Origin of the sequence: Nonomuraea sp. NPDC049709 (assembly GCF_040674815.1) — a bacterium.
In the GTDB taxonomy this organism is placed as follows: domain Bacteria; phylum Actinomycetota; class Actinomycetes; order Streptosporangiales; family Streptosporangiaceae; genus Nonomuraea.
The window spans coordinates 92,901-111,836 of record NZ_JBFANM010000025.1 but is presented as its reverse complement, the minus strand read 5'-3'; the positions used below and the strand labels follow the sequence as shown (position 1 = coordinate 111,836).

21 protein-coding genes and 1 pseudogene are annotated in these 18,936 nt (G+C 69.6%); 10 read left to right on the top strand and 12 right to left on the bottom strand.

What is annotated here, in order from left to right; all coding sequences use genetic code 11:
• Genes AB0J69_RS25735 through AB0J69_RS25715 form a run of 5 tightly spaced genes read left to right on the top strand, consistent with a single transcriptional unit; the run spans position 1 to position 4,196 of the window.
• Positions 1-1,017: a molybdopterin cofactor-binding domain-containing protein gene (locus AB0J69_RS25735; protein ID WP_364121991.1), complete on the top strand. Its 1,017-nt coding sequence runs from the start codon at positions 1-3 to the stop codon at positions 1,015-1,017.
• Positions 1,007-1,864, top strand: a complete 858-nt coding sequence (locus AB0J69_RS25730) for a MoxR family ATPase (protein WP_364121989.1) — start codon at positions 1,007-1,009, stop codon at positions 1,862-1,864. Before AB0J69_RS25735 ends, AB0J69_RS25730 begins: the two co-directional genes overlap by 11 nt.
• The gene (locus AB0J69_RS25725) at positions 1,857-2,972 is read left to right on the top strand and encodes a VWA domain-containing protein (RefSeq protein WP_364121986.1); all 1,116 of its coding nucleotides are present in this window, start codon (positions 1,857-1,859) and stop codon (positions 2,970-2,972) included. Before AB0J69_RS25730 ends, AB0J69_RS25725 begins: the two co-directional genes overlap by 8 nt.
• Before the next feature lie 5 nt (positions 2,973-2,977).
• Positions 2,978-3,892, top strand: a complete 915-nt coding sequence (locus AB0J69_RS25720) for an amidohydrolase family protein (RefSeq protein WP_364121984.1) — start codon at positions 2,978-2,980, stop codon at positions 3,890-3,892.
• 28 nt (positions 3,893-3,920) lie between these two features.
• Complete coding sequence (locus AB0J69_RS25715) at positions 3,921-4,196, top strand: YciI family protein (protein ID WP_364121981.1); 276 nt, start codon at positions 3,921-3,923, stop codon at positions 4,194-4,196.
• Between the two features lie 45 nt (positions 4,197-4,241).
• Here AB0J69_RS25715 and AB0J69_RS25710 read toward each other — a convergent pair whose 3' ends face one another.
• The 3 genes from AB0J69_RS25710 to AB0J69_RS25700 form a co-directional block, all read right to left on the bottom strand.
• Positions 4,242-4,673 (bottom strand): nitroreductase family deazaflavin-dependent oxidoreductase, encoded by a 432-nt coding sequence (locus AB0J69_RS25710; protein ID WP_364121978.1) that lies wholly within the window; start codon positions 4,671-4,673, stop codon positions 4,242-4,244.
• Positions 4,674-4,783: 110 nt separating this feature from the next.
• Complete coding sequence (locus AB0J69_RS25705) at positions 4,784-6,109, bottom strand: hypothetical protein (RefSeq protein WP_364121975.1); 1,326 nt, start codon at positions 6,107-6,109, stop codon at positions 4,784-4,786.
• Between the two features lie 113 nt (positions 6,110-6,222).
• Positions 6,223-7,086: an LLM class F420-dependent oxidoreductase gene (locus tag AB0J69_RS25700; RefSeq protein ID WP_364121972.1), complete on the bottom strand. Its 864-nt coding sequence runs from the start codon at positions 7,084-7,086 to the stop codon at positions 6,223-6,225.
• A 411-nt stretch (positions 7,087-7,497) separates the two neighbouring features.
• On the opposite strand from AB0J69_RS25700, the gene AB0J69_RS25695 reads away from it, so the two are divergent.
• Positions 7,498-8,532, top strand: a complete 1,035-nt coding sequence (locus AB0J69_RS25695; RefSeq protein WP_364121970.1) for a BtrH N-terminal domain-containing protein — start codon at positions 7,498-7,500, stop codon at positions 8,530-8,532.
• Between the two features lie 165 nt (positions 8,533-8,697).
• Here the strand turns inward: AB0J69_RS25695 and AB0J69_RS25690 are convergent, their stop codons facing one another.
• Positions 8,698-9,159 (bottom strand): family 20 glycosylhydrolase, encoded by a 462-nt coding sequence (locus AB0J69_RS25690; RefSeq protein ID WP_364121968.1) that lies wholly within the window; start codon positions 9,157-9,159, stop codon positions 8,698-8,700.
• Between the two features lie 3 nt (positions 9,160-9,162).
• On the opposite strand from AB0J69_RS25690, the gene AB0J69_RS25685 reads away from it, so the two are divergent.
• The gene (locus tag AB0J69_RS25685; protein WP_364121965.1) at positions 9,163-10,317 is read left to right on the top strand and encodes an ROK family protein; all 1,155 of its coding nucleotides are present in this window, start codon (positions 9,163-9,165) and stop codon (positions 10,315-10,317) included.
• A 559-nt stretch (positions 10,318-10,876) separates the two neighbouring features.
• On the opposite strand, the gene AB0J69_RS25680 is transcribed toward AB0J69_RS25685, so the two are convergent.
• Positions 10,877-11,725, bottom strand: coding sequence for a CPBP family intramembrane glutamic endopeptidase (locus AB0J69_RS25680; protein WP_364121962.1), 849 nt, complete (start codon positions 11,723-11,725; stop codon positions 10,877-10,879).
• Positions 11,726-11,862: 137 nt separating this feature from the next.
• Positions 11,863-12,510 (bottom strand): hypothetical protein, encoded by a 648-nt coding sequence (locus tag AB0J69_RS25675; protein WP_364121959.1) that lies wholly within the window; start codon positions 12,508-12,510, stop codon positions 11,863-11,865.
• 111 nt (positions 12,511-12,621) lie between these two features.
• Between AB0J69_RS25675 and AB0J69_RS25670 the strand changes: the two genes are divergently transcribed.
• Both AB0J69_RS25670 and AB0J69_RS25665 read left to right on the top strand, forming a co-directional pair.
• Positions 12,622-13,215 (top strand): helix-turn-helix domain-containing protein, encoded by a 594-nt coding sequence (locus AB0J69_RS25670; RefSeq protein ID WP_364121956.1) that lies wholly within the window; start codon positions 12,622-12,624, stop codon positions 13,213-13,215.
• Between the two features lie 191 nt (positions 13,216-13,406).
• On the top strand, positions 13,407-13,631 hold the full coding sequence (locus AB0J69_RS25665) for a hypothetical protein (RefSeq protein ID WP_364121953.1): 225 nt from the start codon (positions 13,407-13,409) through the stop codon (positions 13,629-13,631).
• A gap of 153 nt (positions 13,632-13,784) precedes the next feature.
• Here the strand turns inward: AB0J69_RS25665 and AB0J69_RS25660 are convergent, their stop codons facing one another.
• Both AB0J69_RS25660 and AB0J69_RS25655 read right to left on the bottom strand, forming a co-directional pair.
• The gene (locus tag AB0J69_RS25660; protein WP_364122091.1) at positions 13,785-13,979 is read right to left on the bottom strand and encodes an STAS domain-containing protein; all 195 of its coding nucleotides are present in this window, start codon (positions 13,977-13,979) and stop codon (positions 13,785-13,787) included.
• Positions 13,980-14,270: 291 nt separating this feature from the next.
• Positions 14,271-14,723: an ATP-binding protein gene (locus AB0J69_RS25655; RefSeq protein WP_364121949.1), complete on the bottom strand. Its 453-nt coding sequence runs from the start codon at positions 14,721-14,723 to the stop codon at positions 14,271-14,273.
• 470 nt (positions 14,724-15,193) lie between these two features.
• On the opposite strand from AB0J69_RS25655, the gene AB0J69_RS25650 reads away from it, so the two are divergent.
• A complete protein-coding gene (locus AB0J69_RS25650; protein WP_364121946.1) occupies positions 15,194-15,604 on the top strand; it encodes an STAS domain-containing protein in 411 nt (136 codons plus the stop codon).
• A 126-nt stretch (positions 15,605-15,730) separates the two neighbouring features.
• Here AB0J69_RS25650 and AB0J69_RS25645 read toward each other — a convergent pair whose 3' ends face one another.
• The 4 genes and pseudogenes from AB0J69_RS25645 to AB0J69_RS25630 form a co-directional block, all read right to left on the bottom strand.
• Positions 15,731-16,087 (bottom strand): hypothetical protein, encoded by a 357-nt coding sequence (locus AB0J69_RS25645; RefSeq protein ID WP_364121943.1) that lies wholly within the window; start codon positions 16,085-16,087, stop codon positions 15,731-15,733.
• Between the two features lie 14 nt (positions 16,088-16,101).
• Positions 16,102-18,030, bottom strand: coding sequence for an amino acid transporter (locus tag AB0J69_RS25640; RefSeq protein ID WP_364121940.1), 1,929 nt, complete (start codon positions 18,028-18,030; stop codon positions 16,102-16,104).
• A gap of 41 nt (positions 18,031-18,071) precedes the next feature.
• Positions 18,072-18,494, bottom strand: coding sequence for a sporulation protein (locus AB0J69_RS25635; RefSeq protein ID WP_364122088.1), 423 nt, complete (start codon positions 18,492-18,494; stop codon positions 18,072-18,074).
• A gap of 38 nt (positions 18,495-18,532) precedes the next feature.
• A pseudogene (locus AB0J69_RS25630) lies at positions 18,533-18,685 on the bottom strand (IS5/IS1182 family transposase); the annotation flags it as partial.
• Positions 18,686-18,936: the final 251 nt, after the last annotated feature.

Genomic DNA, 18,936 nt, shown 5'->3' with positions numbered 1-18,936 from the left:
ATGGCGTTACGGCACGGGCGCGGGTACGCGGCGGTCAACTACCCGACCGGGATGAACCTCGGCGGCGACCCCTCGCAGGCACTCGTCCACGCCACCACCATGGGCGGGTTCGTCGTCACGCTCTCCTCGGTGGATCTCGGCCAGGGGCTGCGGACGGTCATCGCCCAGTGCGCGGCGGAGACGCTCGGCATCCCGATCGAGAACATCATCGTCGACACCGCCGACACGGACACCGGCCCGCACTGCATGGGAACGTTCGCCAGCCGAGGCACCCACCGCATCGGCAACGCCGTGATCATGGCGGCGCGCGAGGCGAGGGATGTCATGCTCCAGGTCGCCGCCGACGAGCTGGAGGTCGACGCGGACGATCTGGAGACCGACGGCACGGGCTTCGTCCGCCTCAAGGGGTCGTCGGAGATGAAGATCCACGTCAGCGACGTCGCGCTCGCCGCGCACTTCCGGCAGGGCCGGACCATCTCCGGCCGGGGCATCTTCCTCAAGGAGCCGAGCACACCGGTGCCGGAGACCGGCGAGATGGACCCGGACTCCTGCCAGGCGCACGCGTGCACGGTGGCCGAGGTCGAGGTCGACGACGAGACCGGCGTCATCGAGGTACTACGGCTCTACAACACGTACGAGATCGGCCGGGCGCTCAACCCGGCCCTCGCGACGCAGCAGGTCGAGGGCGGCGCCTGGATGGGCCTGTCGCATGCGCTGTTCGAGTCGACCGAGCCGTACTATCCGCGGTCGCGCGAGCACGGCCCTGTCGATTTCGTCGAGTACCTGATGCCCGGGCCGGCCGACATCCCGGAGCAGACCAGCGTGTTCCTCGAACGGCCCGCCGCCAACGGGCCGTTCGGGGCCAAGGGGATCGGCGAGATGACGGCGAACGCGCCGATCCCCGCGATCGCCAACGCGGTGTACGACGCGGTCGGCGTACGGCTGACGAGCATGCCGTTCACCCCGGAGAAGGTGCTGCGCGGACTCGACGAGCTGCGGGCCGGCCGTGCCGGTTGATCGGGGCACGCTGGGCCGCCGGCTGGGCGCGGAGGGCTACCTGGCCGACGAGGGCCTGCTCACCGCCGTCGGCCTGGCGGACGTGCTCGGGCTTCCGCTGCTGCTGGAGGGTGAGCCGGGGGTCGGCAAGACGGAGATCGCGAATGTCCTGGCCCGGGTCCTCGACCGCGAGCTGATCCGGCTGCAGTGCTACGAAGGGCTGGACGCCTCCCAGGCCCTGTACGAGTGGGACTACCCGAAGCAGCTGCTGTCCCTGCGGGCCGCCGAGGTGGAGGGGCGCGGCGTCGGCGACCTGTACCGCGAGGAGTTCCTGCTGCAGCGCCCGCTGCTGCGGGCGCTGCGGGCGGCATCCGGCGCGGTGCTGCTGATCGACGAGATCGACCGTGCGGACAGCGAGTTCGAGGCGTTCCTGCTGGAGTTCCTCGGCGAGTTCCAGATCACCATCCCGGAGATCGGCACCGTCAGGGCGGCGAGCGTCCCGTTCGTCATCCTCACCTCGAACCGGACCCGCGAACTGCACGACGCGCTCAAGCGCCGGTGCCTGTACCACTGGATCCCCTTCCCCGACGCCGAACGCGAGCGGGCGATCATCCAGGCGCAGGCGCCCGGCCTGGACGAGAGGAGCGCGGCCCGCCTCGTGGCCGCCGTGCACCGGATCCGCGGACTGGCCCTGCTGAAGCGGCCGGGCATCGCGGAGTCGACCTCCTGGGCCCGCGGCGTGCAGGCGCTGACCCGCGAGGGTTCGAGCTGGCCGGAGGCGATGCGCCGGTCCGCGGGGCTGCTCGTCAAGCACGAGGAGGACCTGGCCCTCCTCAGCCGCCATGCCGCGGAGGTGTTCCGTGACTGAGCGGTCCCTCGTCGCGCGCATCGGCGATCACGTGCACGGGTTCCTGCGGGACCTGAACGATCAGGGCCTGCGCGTGCCGGTGGCCAAGCAGCGGGTCTTCCTCCAGGCGATCGAGGCCGTCGGCCCGCGCGACGCCACGCACCTCTACTGGATCGGGGCGAGCACGCTCACCGTCTCCCGCGAGGACCTGGAGGTGTACTCCCCCACGTTCGAGCGCTGGTTCGGGGAGGTCTCGACACGGCCCGCCCGCGATCGGGAATCCCCCGACGAGGAGACCCCCGTGCCGCGCGGGAAGGGGGACGAGGCTCCCTTCACGGCGGCGTTCGGCGGGGAGGCGGGCCTTGAGGCCGGCTCATCGGAGCGCGACAGGCGCCCGGTGTTCGGCCCGGCGAGCGAGGACGACCGGGCAGTGCTCTCACTGCTGCGGCGGGAACTGCGCGGCGCGGTGCCGACGGTCCGGTCGCGCCGCCGCCGGCCCGCCCGGCGGGGTCCGTGGATCGACGTCGCCAGGATCTGCCGTGAGTCCTGGCGCAGCCACGGCGAGATCGTGACGTTGCGGCGGCGGAACCGTCCGCGGCGGCAGCGCCGGGTGCTGCTGCTCATCGACGTGTCGGGGTCGATGAAGCGGCACAGCGCCCACTACCTGCGTTTCGCCCACGCCGTGGTCGGCCGCCTCGACCGCGTGGAGGTGTTCACCTTCGGCACCCGGCTGACCCGCGTCACCGGGCCGCTGCGGGCCCGCGATGTCGACACGGCCGTCGGCTCGCTGAGCGATGTCGTCCTGGACGCGGAGGGCGGGACGCGGATCGGCGCCGCGCTCCAGGAGTTCCTCGGCAACGCGCGCTATGTCACCGTGGCGCGCGGCGCCCTGGTGATCGTGCTCTCAGACGGCCTGGAACGCGGTGACTGCCGGCCCATGCAGGCGGCCGTACGGCGGTTGTCGCTGCTGGGCCACCGGTTGCTGTGGTGGACGCCGCTCGCCTGCGACCCGGCGTACCGGCCGGTCACCCGCGGCATGGCGGCCGTGCTCGGCAGCGTGGACGCGCTCGCGGGCGTACGTGACCTGCGGACGGCGTACGAGCAGGTACAGACCTTGGGCAGGGAGTGATCGTCATGTCGGAGGCGACCCGATACACCGGCGACATCGTCGACTCGCACCATCACGTCTGGCGGACGGGGGACCTGCCGTGGCTGTCCGGCCCGATGGTGCCGCGGATCTTCGGGCCCTACGAGCCGATCAGGCGGGACTACCTGATCGGCGAGTACATCGCCGAAGCCACGGCCTCGGACATCGGCGAGTCGGTCTACGTGCAGACGAACTGGCCGCTCGACCGGGTGGTGGACGAGGTGCGCTGGCTCCGCGAGGTCCATCAGGAGGCGGGGTGGCCGATGGCCGTCATCGCAGCGGCCGACATGTTCGACGAGGACGCTCCGGAGACCATGCGACGGCAGGCTGCGCTCACACCGCTGATCCGGGGGATCCGGCAGCAACTGCACTGGCACGAGCGCCCGGAGTTCCGGTTCGCCGCCGCCCCCGACCGCATGAGGGATCCGGTCTTCCGTAAGAACATCGGCGCGCTCGCCGACCGCGGCTGGCTGTTCGAGCTGCAGGTCTTTCCCGAGCAGATGCCGGATGCGGTCGACCTCGCGGCGGCCTTCCCGGACGTCACCTTCGTCCTCGTGCACGCGGGCATGCTCATCGGCCAGGAGTACCTCGAGCCGTGGCGGGCGGGGATGGCCGCGCTGGCCGAGCGGCCGAACATCGTGGTCAAGCTCACCGGGCAGGGCACCTTTGTCCACCGGGTGGATCCCGAGGTCATCTCCTTGGTCGCCGACGAGGTGATCGGCTGGTTCGGCGCCGGCCGGGCCATGTTCGGCACCAACTTCCCGGTCGAGAAGCTCTGGACCACCATGCCGCGGCTGGTCGGCGCGTGGAAGGACGCGCTCGCCCACCTCCCGGCCGCCGACCAGCGCGCCGTCTTCGCCGGCAACGCACGACGGGTGTACGGGCTGGGCCCGGTCACCTGACGCTAGAAATGAAAGGGAGTATCCCGGTATGGCACTGTTCGTTCTGACCTACGGTTACAACGACACACCGCTGAGAGCGGAACGCCGCGAGGACCACCTCGCACATCTGAACAAGCTCCACGAGCAGGGCAGCCTCGTCGCGGCCGGCCCCTACACGGACCTGACGGCCGGCATGATCATCCTCCAGGCGGAGGACGAGACCGCGGCTCAGGCGCTCGTCGACCAGGACCCCTACACGCAGCTGCAGGTCACCAAGGACCGCCGGTTGCGCGAGTGGCGCATGACGGTCGGCTCGCTCGGCTGAGGCGCAAAGGGGCGGCCGGCGGCACGGGTGCCGCCGGCCCGGCGATCATTTCGGGTCGAGCACGAACACCGGGATCTGCCTGTCGGTCTTCTCCTGGTATTCGGCGTAGGGCGGGTAGGCCGCGACCGCCCGCTCCCACCACTCCGCCCGCTCGGCGCCCTCGGCCTCGCGCGCGACGTAGTCCCCTGTGACGGTCCCGTCCTGCAACGCGAACTCGGGGTGCGCCTTGATGTTGTAGTACCAGGTGGGGTGCTCCGGCGCGCCGCCCTTGGAGGCCACGACCGCGTACCTGCCCTCGTGCTCCACGCGCATCACGGGGGTGTAGCGCAGCTTGCCGGTCTTCGCGCCGCGCAAGGTCAACAGCACCACCGGCGATCCGAGGATCTCGATGCCCTCGGTGGTCCCGGTCTCCAGGATCTTCCTCGTTTGGTCCCGCACCCAGTCGGTGGGGCTGAACTCTGCGGTCTCGTCCGACATGTCCGTGATCAACAATCCGTGCGTCCCTCCCATTCCCGTCGGGACGCGCGGCCTGCCAAGCGCCGACAAGCCGGGTCGCCCCGTACCGGAGGTGAATACCCCCGGATCGATCAGGCGGGGCAGGGTGAGTACAGCGGCCGGGTGCCGGTGGCGTGGGCCGACGCGTCGGTGAAGCGGCAGCCGTAGGCGGGGTCGGCCAGCGTGGCGGGGCTGGTCACGTTGTCGCCCGGGGGCCGTCTTCCGGTGCGCTGCCACCGTACGAGGTCGTCCCAGGCCGCACCGGCCTCGGCGTCGCTGAACTCGCAGTGCCCCGCCGCGCGGATCGCCCGCTGCACCAGCAGCTGGGACCGGCCGTGAGAGGCCACGTCGGCCCGGTAGTACTGCTCCATCGAGAACGGCACGAAGTTGTCACCCAGGTTGTGCAGCGACAACACCGGCACGCCGATCTTGCCCGAGACGCCGGGCACCTCGGTCAGCCGCCACGTCCGGCGCGCCACCGGATCGGCCGGATCCACCCGCTGAACGCTCGCGTTGACGTTCACGGGCACGGCGGGGCGGTAGACGGTGCCGCGGTTGGTCGCCACCCTGGCCGGCTCCTGCGCCAGGGTGCCGCCCGTGTCGGCGTCGGCCAGCCCGAACAGGAAGTCCTGCCAGTACGCGAACGCCGCCGCGGCTCCGGGACGCTCCCCGCCGCTGAGGTTGACGACGATGGAGCGGAACTGCCTGCCGAGCTCGCCGGCCGGCTCGGCCCCGCCGGTCAGCCCCAGCCGCTCCTTGATCTGCGGCACGACCGAGGTCGCGTAATCCTCCGGGATCGGATAGGCGGGCACGTCGGCCAGGTCCTGCGCGACGAGCTGGAAGTCGAGGAAGAAGTCGAACAGCTCGTGGTCGCCGAGCACCCCGCACATGGGCAGCGCGGCGTCGTACAGGCTGGGGTACTGCTCGATGGAGCGGGCCGTGACGTGACCACCCATGGACACGCCCGCGATGTACGTCCGGTGCGGCCGACCCACCGTCCTCGTGAAGCGCTCGACGAGGTCGCGGGTGCTGAGCACGCCCGCCCGCACGTCGTAGTCGTTGGCGTAGTAGGAGGAGGCGGCCCAGGCGTATCCCTGCTCCAGCAGGCGCTGCCGCAGGCCGTAGCCGGGCGGGTCCACGGTGAGCACCCGCGTGGCACCGCGGTATCCGTGCGCCCACATCACCAGGTCGCCGTTCCAGCGCGGCGGCACCTCGATGTCGAAGGCCGCATGCTCGTGCACGCCCTGGTGGACCCGGGTCGGCTTACCGTTCACGATGGCCGGGGCCAGGGGCGGGTTGTCGATGGTGTAGCCCGGTAAGGGCTGGTCGTCGGGGACGTCGCCGGTCGCTCCCGCGGCGGGTACGGGCAGGATCACGCACAACACGGCGACCAGAACGACCGAGAGGGGGGAACGCATCGGCCGTCACCTTTCTCCTCAGGCGCTCCAGGGAGCGCATGCCAGGTGCATGACCATGACAATATGACGCTCACCGCCTGAGGGGACCCTGTGCACCGGCCAGGTGCCGACGCTCATCGCAGGGCGGCGGCGAGCAGGCGCCACTCCCGCCGGGGAAGCGCGTTCGGGTCGGCGGTCACCACCTGCACGCACACATGATCCGCCCCGGCCGCGCGGTGCTCGTCCAGCCGTCGCAGGATCGCCTCCTCGTCCCCCCATGCGATCACGTCGTCGAACAGGCGATCGCTCGCCGAGGCCAGCTCTTCGGGCGAGTAGCCGAGACGGAGCAGGTTGTTGGCGTAGTTGGGCAGGGCCAGGTAGGCCCGCAGCCAGCCGTCGCCGATCGCCCGCGCCTCCTGCCTGTCCCTGCACAGAATCACCGTCTGCTCCGGCAGCAGGAGCGGGCCGTCGCCCAGTGCCGCTCGCGCGCGCCGGGTGTGCTCAGGGGTGACGAGATAGGGGTGCGCCCCGCGCGCCCGCTTCGCGGCCAGGTCCAGCATCTTCGGACCGAGCGCGGCCAGCACCCGGTTCGCGGCGGGCACGGGCTGATCCGCCTGGTCGAGCTCGTCGAGGAAGGCCCTCATCGCCTCCAGCGGTTTGCGGTAGCGAGCCGGCTCCTGGTCGGTGTTGATCGCCACCGCGTGGCTCACGCCGATGCCCATCAGGAACCGGCCGGTGTGCGTGGCGGACACGGACGCGAAGGAAGCGGCGACGCCGGCGGGTTCGTGCATCCAGAGGTTGAGAATGCCCGTGGCCACGACGATCTCGCGGGTGGCGGTCAGCAGGTTGGTGACGGCGTCGAAGACCGGCCCTCCGGCGTCCGGGAACCACAGGGCGCGAAATCCCAGCTCCTCGAGCTCCGCGGCCGCGTCGGCGGCTTCACCCGGGTCGCCGTAACGCAGATGGTGGCTCCACACGCCCACACCGGAAAGGTCCATGACAACCTCCGCCTTCGCCTGGCACACCAGCGCTGCCGGTCGACGACTCAAGCCTATCGATGAAGATCCGAAACGCGGAACCAGAAGTCGAGCTCGAAGCGTCGAGCCGCTTACCACCGTCGGCTCTGAGCACGGCGGTGACGCCGTCGCATGAAGTGCGCCGGCCGCATCCGGGCGTGTCTCAGGCTTCCGCGCGGCCGACATGAATGCGACGATCTGCTGGTAAAGTCCAGACGGGTGCCGTCCTGCACCTGACCTCCTGACCGCGCGCCCACGCCGCGTGGCACATGCGGAGGCTGAGGGGATCGATGTCCTCGGGGCCGATGTCACGCTCGTGCCGGGTCTCTCTGTACGGCGGGTCGTGCACCGGAGTGTGGGTCCTCGCACGAAGCCGCCGCGGGAGTCACCAGCATGACCGAGCACAAACACCTCAAGCGCCGCGTCCGCGAGCGCATGGCCAAGACCGGCGAGTCCTACACCACCGCCCATCGCCACGTCACCGCCCAACCGGCGCACCCCGCGCACCCCGCGCACCACCATGAGGCCGCGTTGCTGCGCAGCGTCCTGGGCGGCGGCCACTCCGAGGCCATGCTGCTCGGGCTCGGCGGCGGCATCGGGTTCATGTACTTCGTGTTCGAGTACGCCGGGCACGCACCGATGCTGACCATCGTCGCCCAGGCGCACCCGGAGCCGATCATCCCGCTCGCGCTGGGCCGGGCCGGCGTCCCGCACGAGATCCGCCGGACCGGCTCGGCCAAGGTCGCCGAACGCACCCTGCGTGCCGCCCTGGACGCCGGACGCCGGCCCATCTGCACAGTCGCCCGCCACGTTCTGCCCTGGCGGCCGTCGCTGCCCTTCCCCGACCCCGTGGACGTCGCGGTGCTCGGCATCGACGGCGAGGTCGTGCACGTGCAGGACGACCAGCCCGGCGAGCTGCCCTTCTCGGAGTTCATGGCCGCCTGGTCGGCGCTGAAGAAGTCGAAACACCAGCTCATCGAGATCACCGGAACCGCGTCGAGGCCCCCGGAGGTGGCGGAGGCGATCCGGGATACGGCCGCCAAGCTGACCGGGCCGGTGCTGGGCAACTCCTTCGACGTCAACTTCGGGCTGTCAGGCATGCGCAAACTGGCCGCCCAGCTCGCCGACACCACCGGCAGGCAGGGCTGGACCCGCCGCTTCCCCGACCGCGACGCCGTACTGGACCGGCTGCGCGACTGCCTGGAGACCGAGTACACCACTCCCGGCGCCACCCGTCCGCTGTATGCCGACTTCCTGGCCGAGACCGGCCAGGATCAGGCCGCCGCCGTCTATCAGCAGGCCGGTGCCCTTTGGACGCGGGTGGCCGCCGCGGCCGCCGGGCGGGCGTCGTTCGCCGAGCTGGCGGAGCTGGTGGAACAGGCCGTACGGCTCGAAGAGCAGGGCGTGCAGGCGCTGCGGCGGGTGTAGGCGCCGGGCAGCGGCCCGGCAGCGGTCGGTGCCGATGACCCCTGTGGTGGCCGGCCGCCGCCGTGACACTCCGGAGACGGCTGCGACAGGCGGGCGAGGGTGATGGGGAACGAGCGGATACGGGCCGTGTGCGGCCCGTATCGTCGCTCATCGTGATCAGACCGGCTACTGCCGCAGGTTGCTGGTCCAGGAGTCGATCTTGGACTTCCAGCTGGCGTCGGTCTCGGGCCGGCCCGGTACGCCGGGGCGTTCCTGCCAGGGCAGCGGGCCACTCTCGCGCCGATACTCGACACCGATGGCATCCAGCCTGCCCAGGTGGGCGTCGAGCCGCCGGCGGAAGTCGGCCAGGTCGCGGCCGGCGGGGCTCCACACGGTTTCGGCGAAGGCGGCCAGGCGCGGGAAGGCCATGTAGTCGACCTGGCGGGGAGAATCGATCAGCTCGGTCCACACAGCGCACTGCGAGCCGAGCACCCGCGCGGCGGCGGGGTCGTCGCGCAGTTCGGCGGGGATCGGTTCGAAGTCGTAGACGTCCTCGAGTGAGAGCACGGTGCCGAACGGGACGGGCTCGTCCTCCCCCGGCCCCTGCCGGTAGTCGAGATAGACCGAGGTGTTGGGGGTACTGATCACGTCGTGCCCGTTCCGGGCGGCGGCGACCTGTCCCGGCTCAGGCAGCTCAACTCGCTGACCGCGATCAGGGCATTGCGAGAGGCCGGGTCGCTCACCCTGTCGGCGCTCGCCGAACAGGCCGGGCTGTCACGTCCCTCGACGAAGAAGGTCGTCGACGAACTCGCCTCGCTCGGCTGGGTCGAGGAGGTGCCACCGAGCCCCGGCACCATGGGACGGCCCGCCCGCCGCTACCGCTTCCGCGCCGACAGCGGCCACCTCGTCGGCGTCGACATCGGCGGGCACAATGTCCGGGCCGCGCTGTCCGACCTCGACGGCCACGTCCTGACCGAGACCCGCCAGCCCGTCGAGCCGGGTGCCCCGCTGGACGAACGCCTGGCCGCCATCGAACGCGCCGTGTCCGGCTGCCTCGCGGCCAGCCGCAAGACCCCCGCTGACCTGTGGGCCCTCGCCGCCGGGAGCACGGGCGTGATCACTCCGGACGGCCGCATCGCGTTCTCGGTCGCCGTCCCGGCCTGGACCGGCCTCGACCTGGCCGGCCGCCTGCGGGAGATGTTCCCGTGCGAAATCCTCGTGGAGAACGACAGCCGGCTGGCGGCGCTGGCCGAGTTCCGGCGGGGCGTCGCCCGCGATGCCCGGGACGTGGTGTTCCTGCACGTCGGCAGGCGCATGGGGGCCGGTCTCATCATCGACGGCAAGATCCACCGGGGGTTCGGGGCGGCCGCCGGCGAGGTCGCCATGCTGCCGGAATCCCGGTGGTTCGACGCGCCCGAGCACCTCAACAGGTGCGCCGTCGTCCCGCCCGGCACCTCACCCGAGGATGCTGCCAGCCACACGCTGGCCGCCGCCCGGGCCGGTGATCCGGTCGCGCTGGAGGCGGTCGACCGATACGTCGACGACCTGGCCGTGGGCACCGCCGCGATGGTCCTGCTGCTCGACCCGCAACTGGTCGTCCTCGGCGGCGGGTTCTCCCGCTCCGCCGACGTGCTGCTGCCGCCGCTGCGCGACCGGCTCGAACGGCGCTGCGTCCGGCCGCCGGAGGTGCGGGCCTCCACGCTGGGCGACGAATGCGTGGTCGTGGGCGCGATCGATCACGCGGTGGAGCAGGTGGGACGCCGGTTCTTCACACCCGACGCGGGGCCACTGCCCATCAGCCGCTGACGCACAGCCGGTGTGCCGCTCGAAACGCGATCTCGTTCTCGTAGGTGATCGGCTGCTCGCCGCCCGAGGCCAGGGGAGCAGGAGTCCGGGGTCCCGCTCAGCGTGCCGACCACGAAGTCCCCTCACGAATGCGCCATCACGTCGTGTTCACCGAAGACGAGCCGAACGCCTCGCCCAGGTGCCCGACCCGGTAGATGCCTACCGTGGAACCGCAGGCCCGGCCATGCTGGGCCGCGCATGGCCGTGTCACAGATCGGTGGTGCGGACACGGCCTGGTGGATGCGCTGGTCGGCCGTCGATCGTCCCCTGACCGCGGTGGGACGAAGAGACCGGCTACTGCGAGGCGACCGGTCCGGCGATCGATGCCCGCAACCCCGACGACCGCTGGCTCTGCCAGCTGACCGACGGGCCTCGTCGGCGCCCACAGCTGGCAGATGCCCAACATCACCACTGACCGCGCCCCGTCAGCCGCCCTGCAGCAAAGCTGGTCGATCTGGCTGACGTACGCATATCTGCGCAGCCCCCACCCCGAGAACAGCCTTCGGCGTAAGGCAGGATGTCAGCGTGTTGTGGTGGATGCGGGCGGGGTGAGTGCCGGTCCGGTTCCACGGGTGCGCCAGATAATCGCGGTGATGATGACGACGGCGAGGGTAGGGACGAGCTGGGTGGCGGACCCGGCGCCGGCGGAGCGGTCGGCGAGCTCGGCGCCGAAGTCGATACGCATCAGCGGGGCGCCGAGGAAAGAGACCGTGTTGAGGACGGCATGGAGGACGACCGCGATCTCCAGGCCACCGGTGCGCCAGGTGATGATAGCCAGACACGTCCACAGCACGAAGTACCAGATGTTGATGTAAGGGTCGGTGGACCCGTGCGCGGCAGTGAACAGCGCGCTCGAGAGGAGCACTCCGGCGATCAGCCCTGCCCGAGGGCTGCGGGTCCAGCTGCCGACGACGCGGAAGAGCAGCCCGCGGACACCGTACTCCTCCCCCGTTGTCTGCAGGGGTGTGAGCAGGAGGGTGCCAACGAAGATGCCGATGAGGTCGAAGCGCGACCAGGGCGCCTCGGTGCTCGGGGTGAAGAATCCGATCACATTGACGATCAGCCAGGCGGGGCCGAACACGATGAGCGCTTTGCCGAACAGATCGAACCGGAACCGGGCGGTCACCGAATGCAGTGAGGCGCCGGGGACGCCGTAGAGCCAGCGTTGGATGAGCATGCTCCATGGGATGAGCAGCCCGAGGGCGATCATGGAACCGGCGTGGTAGAGGGGTGTGTAGTCGGTGCCGCCGAGGATGGGCGGCGTGTTGCCCATCTGTACGTCGATGAGCCCGAGCGCCATGCCGATGCCGGTGGGAAAGAGGACGAACCCGGCCATCAGCAGCGCGATCGCGAGGATGCCGCGTCCCATGCGGCGCTTGTCCCCGGCAAGGACTCGGTGGTACTCGACCCCGTCGGGCACAGTTTTCGCGTTGCGCGGTTCCCCGGGACTGAGCAGCCAACCCGGTGTGGCCATCGTAGTTGTCATGGGCTTTTCTCCTTGCTTGGTCAGTTCCCGGCCATGTCGAGCAGGGGCGTGTAGCGCAAGCGGAGTGCACGCTCCATGCTCGCCAACACGGCCCCCGCGCCGAGGGTGATGTTCAGCCACAGCGGCAGCCGGATGGGGGATACGAATGTCCCGATGCTCTCCGCGATCGGAGGGATCTGAGAGATCGGCTCCGCGAGTTGAAGCAGGTTCAGGCCTACACCGATCACGAGCGTCAGGACCGAGACGACCCCTATCCCCCTGCTCAGCGCCGGGTGCTCCGCATCCAGGCGGGCGCGGCGTCCCTCGGCCGATGCGGGGTCCGGTGTGAGCTGACGGGATGCCTCGGCAGTGGCGACGTAGTGGCAACGCTTGATCCCGTAGGCGCTCATCGCCACCTCGATGGTGCCGCCCTCGACAGGAAACGACGCGGGCAGCTTCGACTCCGCTTCATGCCTGCCATTCACGAACAGGTGCGCCCGGACCTTGCTGTCATCAACCCGCGCCCAATGCCGCACGTCGACCGCGTAGGTTCTGACGTGGTCATCGTTACGGGTCGGTTGAAGCCAGAACAGTGACCGGAGTGGCAGCTGCCACCAGCGGAATCGCTGCAGTTCCCGCCCGTCTCCCGGTTCGAGGCGCTTCGACGCCCACCGCTGCTTCCCTGCCATTGGCTCCCGTCCCCTTCATTCCCCGCACCACTAACACACTGTGCTAGTGCCGCACGCTATCACAGTGTGCTAGTACACTGACATGGGGAATCGTGCGTATCAGGGAGAAGGATGACCATGGACTCGCGGGAGAAGATTCTCAAAGCGGCAGCCGAGATGATCGCCGAGGACATGACGGCGCAGCTGAGCGTCCGTGCGGTCGCGGCGCGCGCCGGCGTAAGCACGGGCTCGCTCCGGTTCCACTTCCCCACCCAGCGTGCGCTCCAGGACACCGTGCTGGCGAGAATGTACGAGCACATGATCCCGGACGACCCGATCCGCGATGGGTCTCTCCCCGCCCGAGACCGGCTGGTGAACTGCCTGCGGCAGGTGCTCGCGCCCGCCGGCGTCGGCGAGGATGCACGAAAAGCCTGGGGCGCGGCGTATCAGGCCTTCATCGCACCCGACCCGACCGAGCAGATACGCACGGCCTATCTCGCCTACGAACGGGAGTCTGCACGCCGCGTCGAGTACTGGCTGAGCGTGCTCGCCGACGAAGGCGTACTCCCCCAGCAGGACCACACCCGAAAGGTGAGATTCTTGCTCACCATCCTCAACGGACTCTCCATCGAGCGCGCACTCCCCGCCAACGAGTCCATCCTGAAAACCGAAACCGAGACCCTCTACACCGCCGTCGACTGCGTCCTCGAGCCGAGCACCACATGACATCCGGCCGCAGGTCTCCCCCACCAGATCTGTGACGCCCTCGCGCAGAACGTGGAACTGCCGTACGTGCGAACCACATCCGCCCCGATCAACCCGGCTCGACGATCATTGGCCGGGATTCGCTGCCGCCTGCCTGGCTGAGGTGAGTGGATTCTCTGGTCAGCTGCCGCCTTCTTCGCAGCGGACAGTCGATGACGCTGGCCAAGTATGAGCTGATCGACGCCGAGAAGGCCTACCACCCAATCGCCCGGATGTTCGCCTGGCTGGGCGTGTCCCGCTCGGACTGGCAGCTGCGAGCACTGCTCGGCCGATCTGGTCCGTGCCTGATGCGCGGGCAGGGCTCGACCCCGGCCCAGGTACGGCCGTTCCGGCCGACTACCGCCATCCCACTTTCGCGGCGTCCCCAAGCTGAATGACGGGCCATCTTCTCGGCGCGATCGCCGTCTATCTGCGAGAGCAGGGCCGGAGGCGGATCCACAGCCGCTGTTCGAGCGTGGCGAGTCGGCCCTGAAGCGCACACTGGACCGGCTTGCACCGGTCGCCTGAGCTGGCGCTGACCCGGCAGTGCCCTAACCGGTCCGGGTAGACAGGACGGCAGCGATGGCTTGCTCCACGGAGGTGTGGACGGGCAGGTGGCCATCGACAGCGGTGATTGCCAAGAGGCGGGCAGGCGCGCCTCGGGCACCTGCCAGGTGGATGCCGGCGCCGTTGGCGGCGCAGAGCCGGGCGCGGGATAACAGGACATGCAGGCCGGAGCTGTCCAGAAGGTGAGCTCGGTCAGATCGACAACGAGGTGGTCATCGCTGCGGTGGACCCGGTCGAGGTAGGCGGCCAGCTTGCCGCTCGTGGTGCGATCCAGCTCGCCGCCGAGGGCGATCAGCGTGATGCCGGGGAGATGCTGGTGGCTCAACATCACGTGCGCGCCCGCTGCCCTCGCTGGGCGGGGTAAGGGCTCAGGCTGCCAGGAAGCGCCCATGCCCGCACCCTAGACCTTCTGTTGCCAGGTCGACACCCTTAGCAATGAAGTGGGATGGCCAGGCTCGCGCGAGCGGTGGTCAGGGCGTCGCGTGCCACGGCTCAGGCCTGCGGGTGGTACGACGATCCAGCGGGATGACCGGGGCGGGGCGACCGTGGAAGTGCAGACCGAGCACCGATCCCAGGCCGGTTTGCTCCAGGGTGACCTGATCGCATAGATGCTGGATGACCCACAGGCCGAATCCGCTGGTTCCGGTGGGATCGACGTGGGCCGCCTGTAGGTGCTCGGGCGTCAGCCGGCCGCCGACGTCGAGGATCTCCACGGTGATGCCGTGCTCGTGGGCACGAGCGGTGACCAGGCCTGCCCGGCCACCGTGGTCGAGCACGTTGGTGACCGCCTCGTTGACCGTCACGACCAGGTCCTCGAGCCGTTCACCGGACAGTCCGTGGTGCTGGCCGTGGATGCGTACCAGGTCGCGGATGTAGCCCAGGTCGGGGCCGACGGGGCAGCGCAGTTCGAACTCCGCACTCATGATGATCGGGGCCGCGCGGGTCGGGGGATGGGAGGGGAGGGGCGCGGGCTTCCCTTGACCGACTTTCCGACTGGCCGATCGTTAAACAAGGTGCCCGCGCCAGCCTGGCCTACGGCAGCCGGCGTGGTCGTCGCCGCCTCCGAGAAGGCGCAGGCGGGAGGCGGGAAAGCAGGGGGCTGCGCCCTGTGGGCGGGTCAAGCAGGCGGCATAACGCAGGCCATTGCGGGCAGCAAAGGTAGCTGACCCTCGTCAGCAGCTGCGCCAGGCGCATCGGACCGACATGGAGCGTCGGCGCCGGGCAGGAAGGCGGCACGGCGGCCGTACAGATTTCGTCGGCTCGACGCCCTCGACTGGTATCTCCCCGCACCGTAGTGCCACGCGGCGTCACAGCGATCTGTTCCGGAGGTTCAGACAACCCCGGCTGCCCATCGCAGTGCTGACCGATCATTCCCCGACACGTGGGAGAACCGATGACGTCCGAAACAGGCGCCAGCCATGCCTCCATCAACCCCGTCGTGGAACCGCACGGCCTGCGCATCAGCGGTGAGCTCGACCGCGACACCGCGCCCCTGCTGGGCCGCGCGCTGGCCTGGGCGGTCCAGGCCGACACCGCTGACATCCATCTCGACCTCGGCGAGGTGACCTTCATCGACATCGGCGCCGTCCGGCTGATCGCCCGCACCGCCACCGAACTGCCCGCGCCACGCAGGCTGATCGCCGATCCCATCCCGCCCATGATGCGTAAGCTGCTGCACTTGCTGGGCTGGCGGCTCGGCCCCGACCAGAACCTGTACGTCCCCGTCAACGGCCATGACCCACCCAGCCCTGATCTGTACGGCGGGCAGCCGATCGTCCCCAGCGACCCGGCCCCTGAGCCGTAAAGTGTCCCGCGGGCGGCGGCCCGCCAGGTGTTCGGGCTGGACCCACGGCCGGCCTGGCCGGCGGTTGAGGCATTCCGCGCGGTGTGGGCTCTGCACCCGTTGCCGTCGAACGCCGCCTCTGGTTGATCAGGCGGGGCAGGGAGAGGCGCCGAACTCGCAGTGTCCCGCCGCGCGGATCGCCCGCTGCACCAGCAGCTGGGACCGGCCGTGAGAGGCCACGTCGGCCCGGCAGTACTGCTCCATCGAGAACGGCACGAAGTTGTCACCCAGGTTGTGCAGCGACAACACCGGCACGCCGATCTTGCCCGAGACGCCGGGCACCTCGGTCAGCCGCCACGTCCGGCGCGCCACCGGATCGGCCGGATCCACCCGCTGAACACTCGCGTTGACGTTCACGGGCACGGCGGGACGGTCGACAGCGCCGCGGTTGGTCGCCACCCTGGCCGGCTCCTGCGCCACGGTGCCGCGGCAGGAAGCGCTCACCTACATCATCACTGTCAGCCGACGTGGACGATGGGACGGCGGTCGGGGTCGGGTTCGGCTTGGCGGAGGACTTCGCGGGTCAGGGGCGGTACGTCGCCGCCACCGAAGACGAGGTAACGCAGCAGGGCACCGATGGGATTGCCTTCGGCGGCCCAGTGGAAGTACACGTGCGGGGTTTTGCCGGTCTGGTCCCGAAGGTGCAGGAGCAGGGCGGCGATGGCGTTGGCTACGGTGGTGCTCTGCATACGCAGGATGCGAAAGCCGTGGCGTTCTTCGCCGGTGATGCGTAGTTCGCCGGCGAATTCGGACGCGTCAGGGATGGTGACCTCCAGGAAAAGCAGGCCTTCACCAGTACGCAGGCGGTGTAGTTCCCACGCTTCGCGGGCCTTGTCGACGTACTCCTTGGCGTTGCGGGCATGGGGCTCATTGGCGATGAGATAGATCTCGCCGGCCTCGTTGATGAAGCGGCGGGCGCAGTCGTCCAGGCTGATGTGGGTGACCCGGAGCTCAGTGGAGCGGGTGGCGCGAGAGATGAGCGAGATGACCACGATGGCCAGGACGAACAGCAGAGCGATCACGAGGCCGTCCGGCCGTTCGATGATGTTGGCGACGGTGGCATAGGCGAAGATCAGGGTGATGAGCCCGAAGAAAATGGCGGCTCCGGTGTGGCGTCTGGTCCAGGCGGACAGGGCGACCGCGATGGCGGCCGACAGGATCAGGGCCAGGACACCGGTGGCGTAGGCGCCGCCCTGGGCGTCCACTTCGGCGTCGAAGATCAGGGTGATGAGGAACGCGATGCCGGTGAAGACCAGCACCATGGGTCGGATGGCGCGGGTCCAGTCCGGGGCCATGCCGTAGCGGGGCAGGTATCGCGGCACGATGTTGAGCAGTCCCGCCAGGGCGGAGGCACCGGCGAACCACAGGATGGCGATGGTGGACAGGTCGTAGGCGGTGCCGAACCAGTCGCCCAGGTACAGGTGGGCGAGATAGGCCAGGGCGCGGCCGTTGGCAGAGCCGCCCTCGGCGAACTCCTCGGCGGGGATGAGCACGGTGGTGGCGAAGCTGGAGGTGATGAGGAAGACGCTCATGATGAGCGCGGCGGTGGTCAGCAGCTTGCGCGCGCCCTTGATCCGCTCCGCCATCTCGCCCTTGACCAGGGGCATGACGGCCACGCCGGTTTCGAAGCCGGACAGCCCCAGGGCCAGCTTCGGCATCACGTACAGGGCGACGGCCACCATCGCGATCGGGCTGGAGTAATCGGAGCTGAGGACGTTCTGCCAGTTGGTCACCCGTTCGGGGTGGGCGAACACCTGCTGGACGGCGGTGCCCACGACGACCACGTTGAGCAGGAGGTAGACGGCGACCAGCACGACCGCGATGGAGATGGCCTCGCTGAAGCCGACCAGGAACACCCCTCCGAGCGCCGCGATCAGCATCAAGGTGACCGGCACCTGCCAGTCCGCCCAGGACGGCGGGACGAAGGGGTTGTGCAGGATGTGCGCGGTGGCATCCGCCGCCGACAGGGTGATGGTGACGATGAACGCGGTGGCCACGAACCCGAGCAGGAACAGCACCAGGAGCTTGCCGCGCCAGCCGGGCAGCAGACGCTCGAGCATGGACAGCGAGCCCAGCCCGTTCGAGCTCTGCTCGGCCACCGCTCGGTACGTCGGCAACGCGCCGAACAAGGTCAGCACGACCAGCATGAGGGTCGCGACGGGGCTGAGCGCACCGGCGGCCAGAGCGGCGATACCGGGCTGGTAGCCGAGGGTGGAGAAGTAGTCCACGCCCGTCAGGCACATCACCTGCCACCATTTGTGCTGATGGCCCGGGAGGTCTTCTTGCGGCGGCCGGCTCACGAGGCCCTCGGGACGCTGGAGGCCCTTCAGCAGCCATCGCCGCAGCGCCGTCGCCGGCGCAGCCGCACGCTGGTCCACCTCGCTCACAGAGCCCCTCCGTCAAGAAATCGTCAAAGACACAGGGCACCCTAGTGAGGCCCAGGACCATACCCGCATGATCCGGGCGTCAAGAAAACGTCAATATTTCGGCATCGCTCCAGCGGATCGCGTTCTGCTCCGTGAACTTGAGCAGTGGCGAGCCCGTGATTCAGCCGGCCCGCCTGCAGGGCGGCTGACTTGAAAGGGAAGCCGAGTCGCGCGAACGCCTGCTGGACGTGTTGCTGCGAGGGCGACGGCCTGACCGCGACGAGGACCAGACCGCTCTTGCCGACGGCCGTGGCGGTCGCCGCTTCGGTACGCACGCCCAAGGCCATGCCATTCAGATGCCGGCCACCGATCTCGCTGATCGGAGTTTCCCAGGGGACGTCGACCTGGATATCGCCAACGCCAGACCGGCAGGAAAACCGGACACCATGCCCTGGGATCCGGACGAGTCGTGACCCATGTCCCATACGCGAGATGAGCACCCGATAGTGAACCCTTTTCATCCTCATGCGGCCTGCGCGACACGGTGGTTCTGAAGGACGGCGATGGCCTTGCACAGATGGCCGGCCTTGCTCGGGCTGCAGCGTGACTTGCGGAGGGTTCTCCAGCTCTTCAGCTGGGCGATCGCGTGTTCTCCGGGTTCGCGAACGCGATCATGCAGCGGTGAGTGGGCAGCGTACGCCGCGAGCTACCCGACCGAACCCTCATCATGAACGAACGCCACCCACCCGATCCGGCCAACGCCTACATCAAGGTCTCCGACGAGACCGGTTCGGCGGGCTCCTACACGAATACGCCCAAGTCGCATGAGGCGACGATATTCGGCAGCCGCGGCGACAAGTGCCGGGCGCGGCGGGCCTCACCGTACTGGCCTGGGGCTGAACGGCGGCCACTATTCGGCATGCGTCC

What these genes read in the sequence shown, in the direction of transcription:
- AB0J69_RS25635 (WP_364122088.1), bottom strand. Translation starts at nt 18,494, where the DNA reads ATGGGACATGGGTCACGACTCGTCCGGATCCCAGGGCATGGTGTCCGG.
- AB0J69_RS25735 (WP_364121991.1), top strand. Translation starts at nt 1, where the DNA reads ATGGCGTTACGGCACGGGCGCGGGTACGCGGCGGTCAACTACCCGACC.
- AB0J69_RS25710 (WP_364121978.1), bottom strand. Translation starts at nt 4,673, where the DNA reads ATGTCGGACGAGACCGCAGAGTTCAGCCCCACCGACTGGGTGCGGGAC.
- AB0J69_RS25715 (WP_364121981.1), top strand. Translation starts at nt 3,921, where the DNA reads ATGGCACTGTTCGTTCTGACCTACGGTTACAACGACACACCGCTGAGA.
- AB0J69_RS25680 (WP_364121962.1), bottom strand. Translation starts at nt 11,725, where the DNA reads ATGGGACGCGGCATCCTCGCGATCGCGCTGCTGATGGCCGGGTTCGTC.
- AB0J69_RS25665 (WP_364121953.1), top strand. Translation starts at nt 13,407, where the DNA reads ATGACGCTGGCCAAGTATGAGCTGATCGACGCCGAGAAGGCCTACCAC.
- AB0J69_RS25695 (WP_364121970.1), top strand. Translation starts at nt 7,498, where the DNA reads ATGACCGAGCACAAACACCTCAAGCGCCGCGTCCGCGAGCGCATGGCC.
- AB0J69_RS25670 (WP_364121956.1), top strand. Translation starts at nt 12,622, where the DNA reads ATGACCATGGACTCGCGGGAGAAGATTCTCAAAGCGGCAGCCGAGATG.
- AB0J69_RS25700 (WP_364121972.1), bottom strand. Translation starts at nt 7,086, where the DNA reads ATGGACCTTTCCGGTGTGGGCGTGTGGAGCCACCATCTGCGTTACGGC.
- AB0J69_RS25705 (WP_364121975.1), bottom strand. Translation starts at nt 6,109, where the DNA reads ATGCGTTCCCCCCTCTCGGTCGTTCTGGTCGCCGTGTTGTGCGTGATC.
- AB0J69_RS25675 (WP_364121959.1), bottom strand. Translation starts at nt 12,510, where the DNA reads ATGGCAGGGAAGCAGCGGTGGGCGTCGAAGCGCCTCGAACCGGGAGAC.
- AB0J69_RS25720 (WP_364121984.1), top strand. Translation starts at nt 2,978, where the DNA reads ATGTCGGAGGCGACCCGATACACCGGCGACATCGTCGACTCGCACCAT.
- AB0J69_RS25650 (WP_364121946.1), top strand. Translation starts at nt 15,194, where the DNA reads ATGACGTCCGAAACAGGCGCCAGCCATGCCTCCATCAACCCCGTCGTG.
- AB0J69_RS25655 (WP_364121949.1), bottom strand. Translation starts at nt 14,723, where the DNA reads ATGAGTGCGGAGTTCGAACTGCGCTGCCCCGTCGGCCCCGACCTGGGC.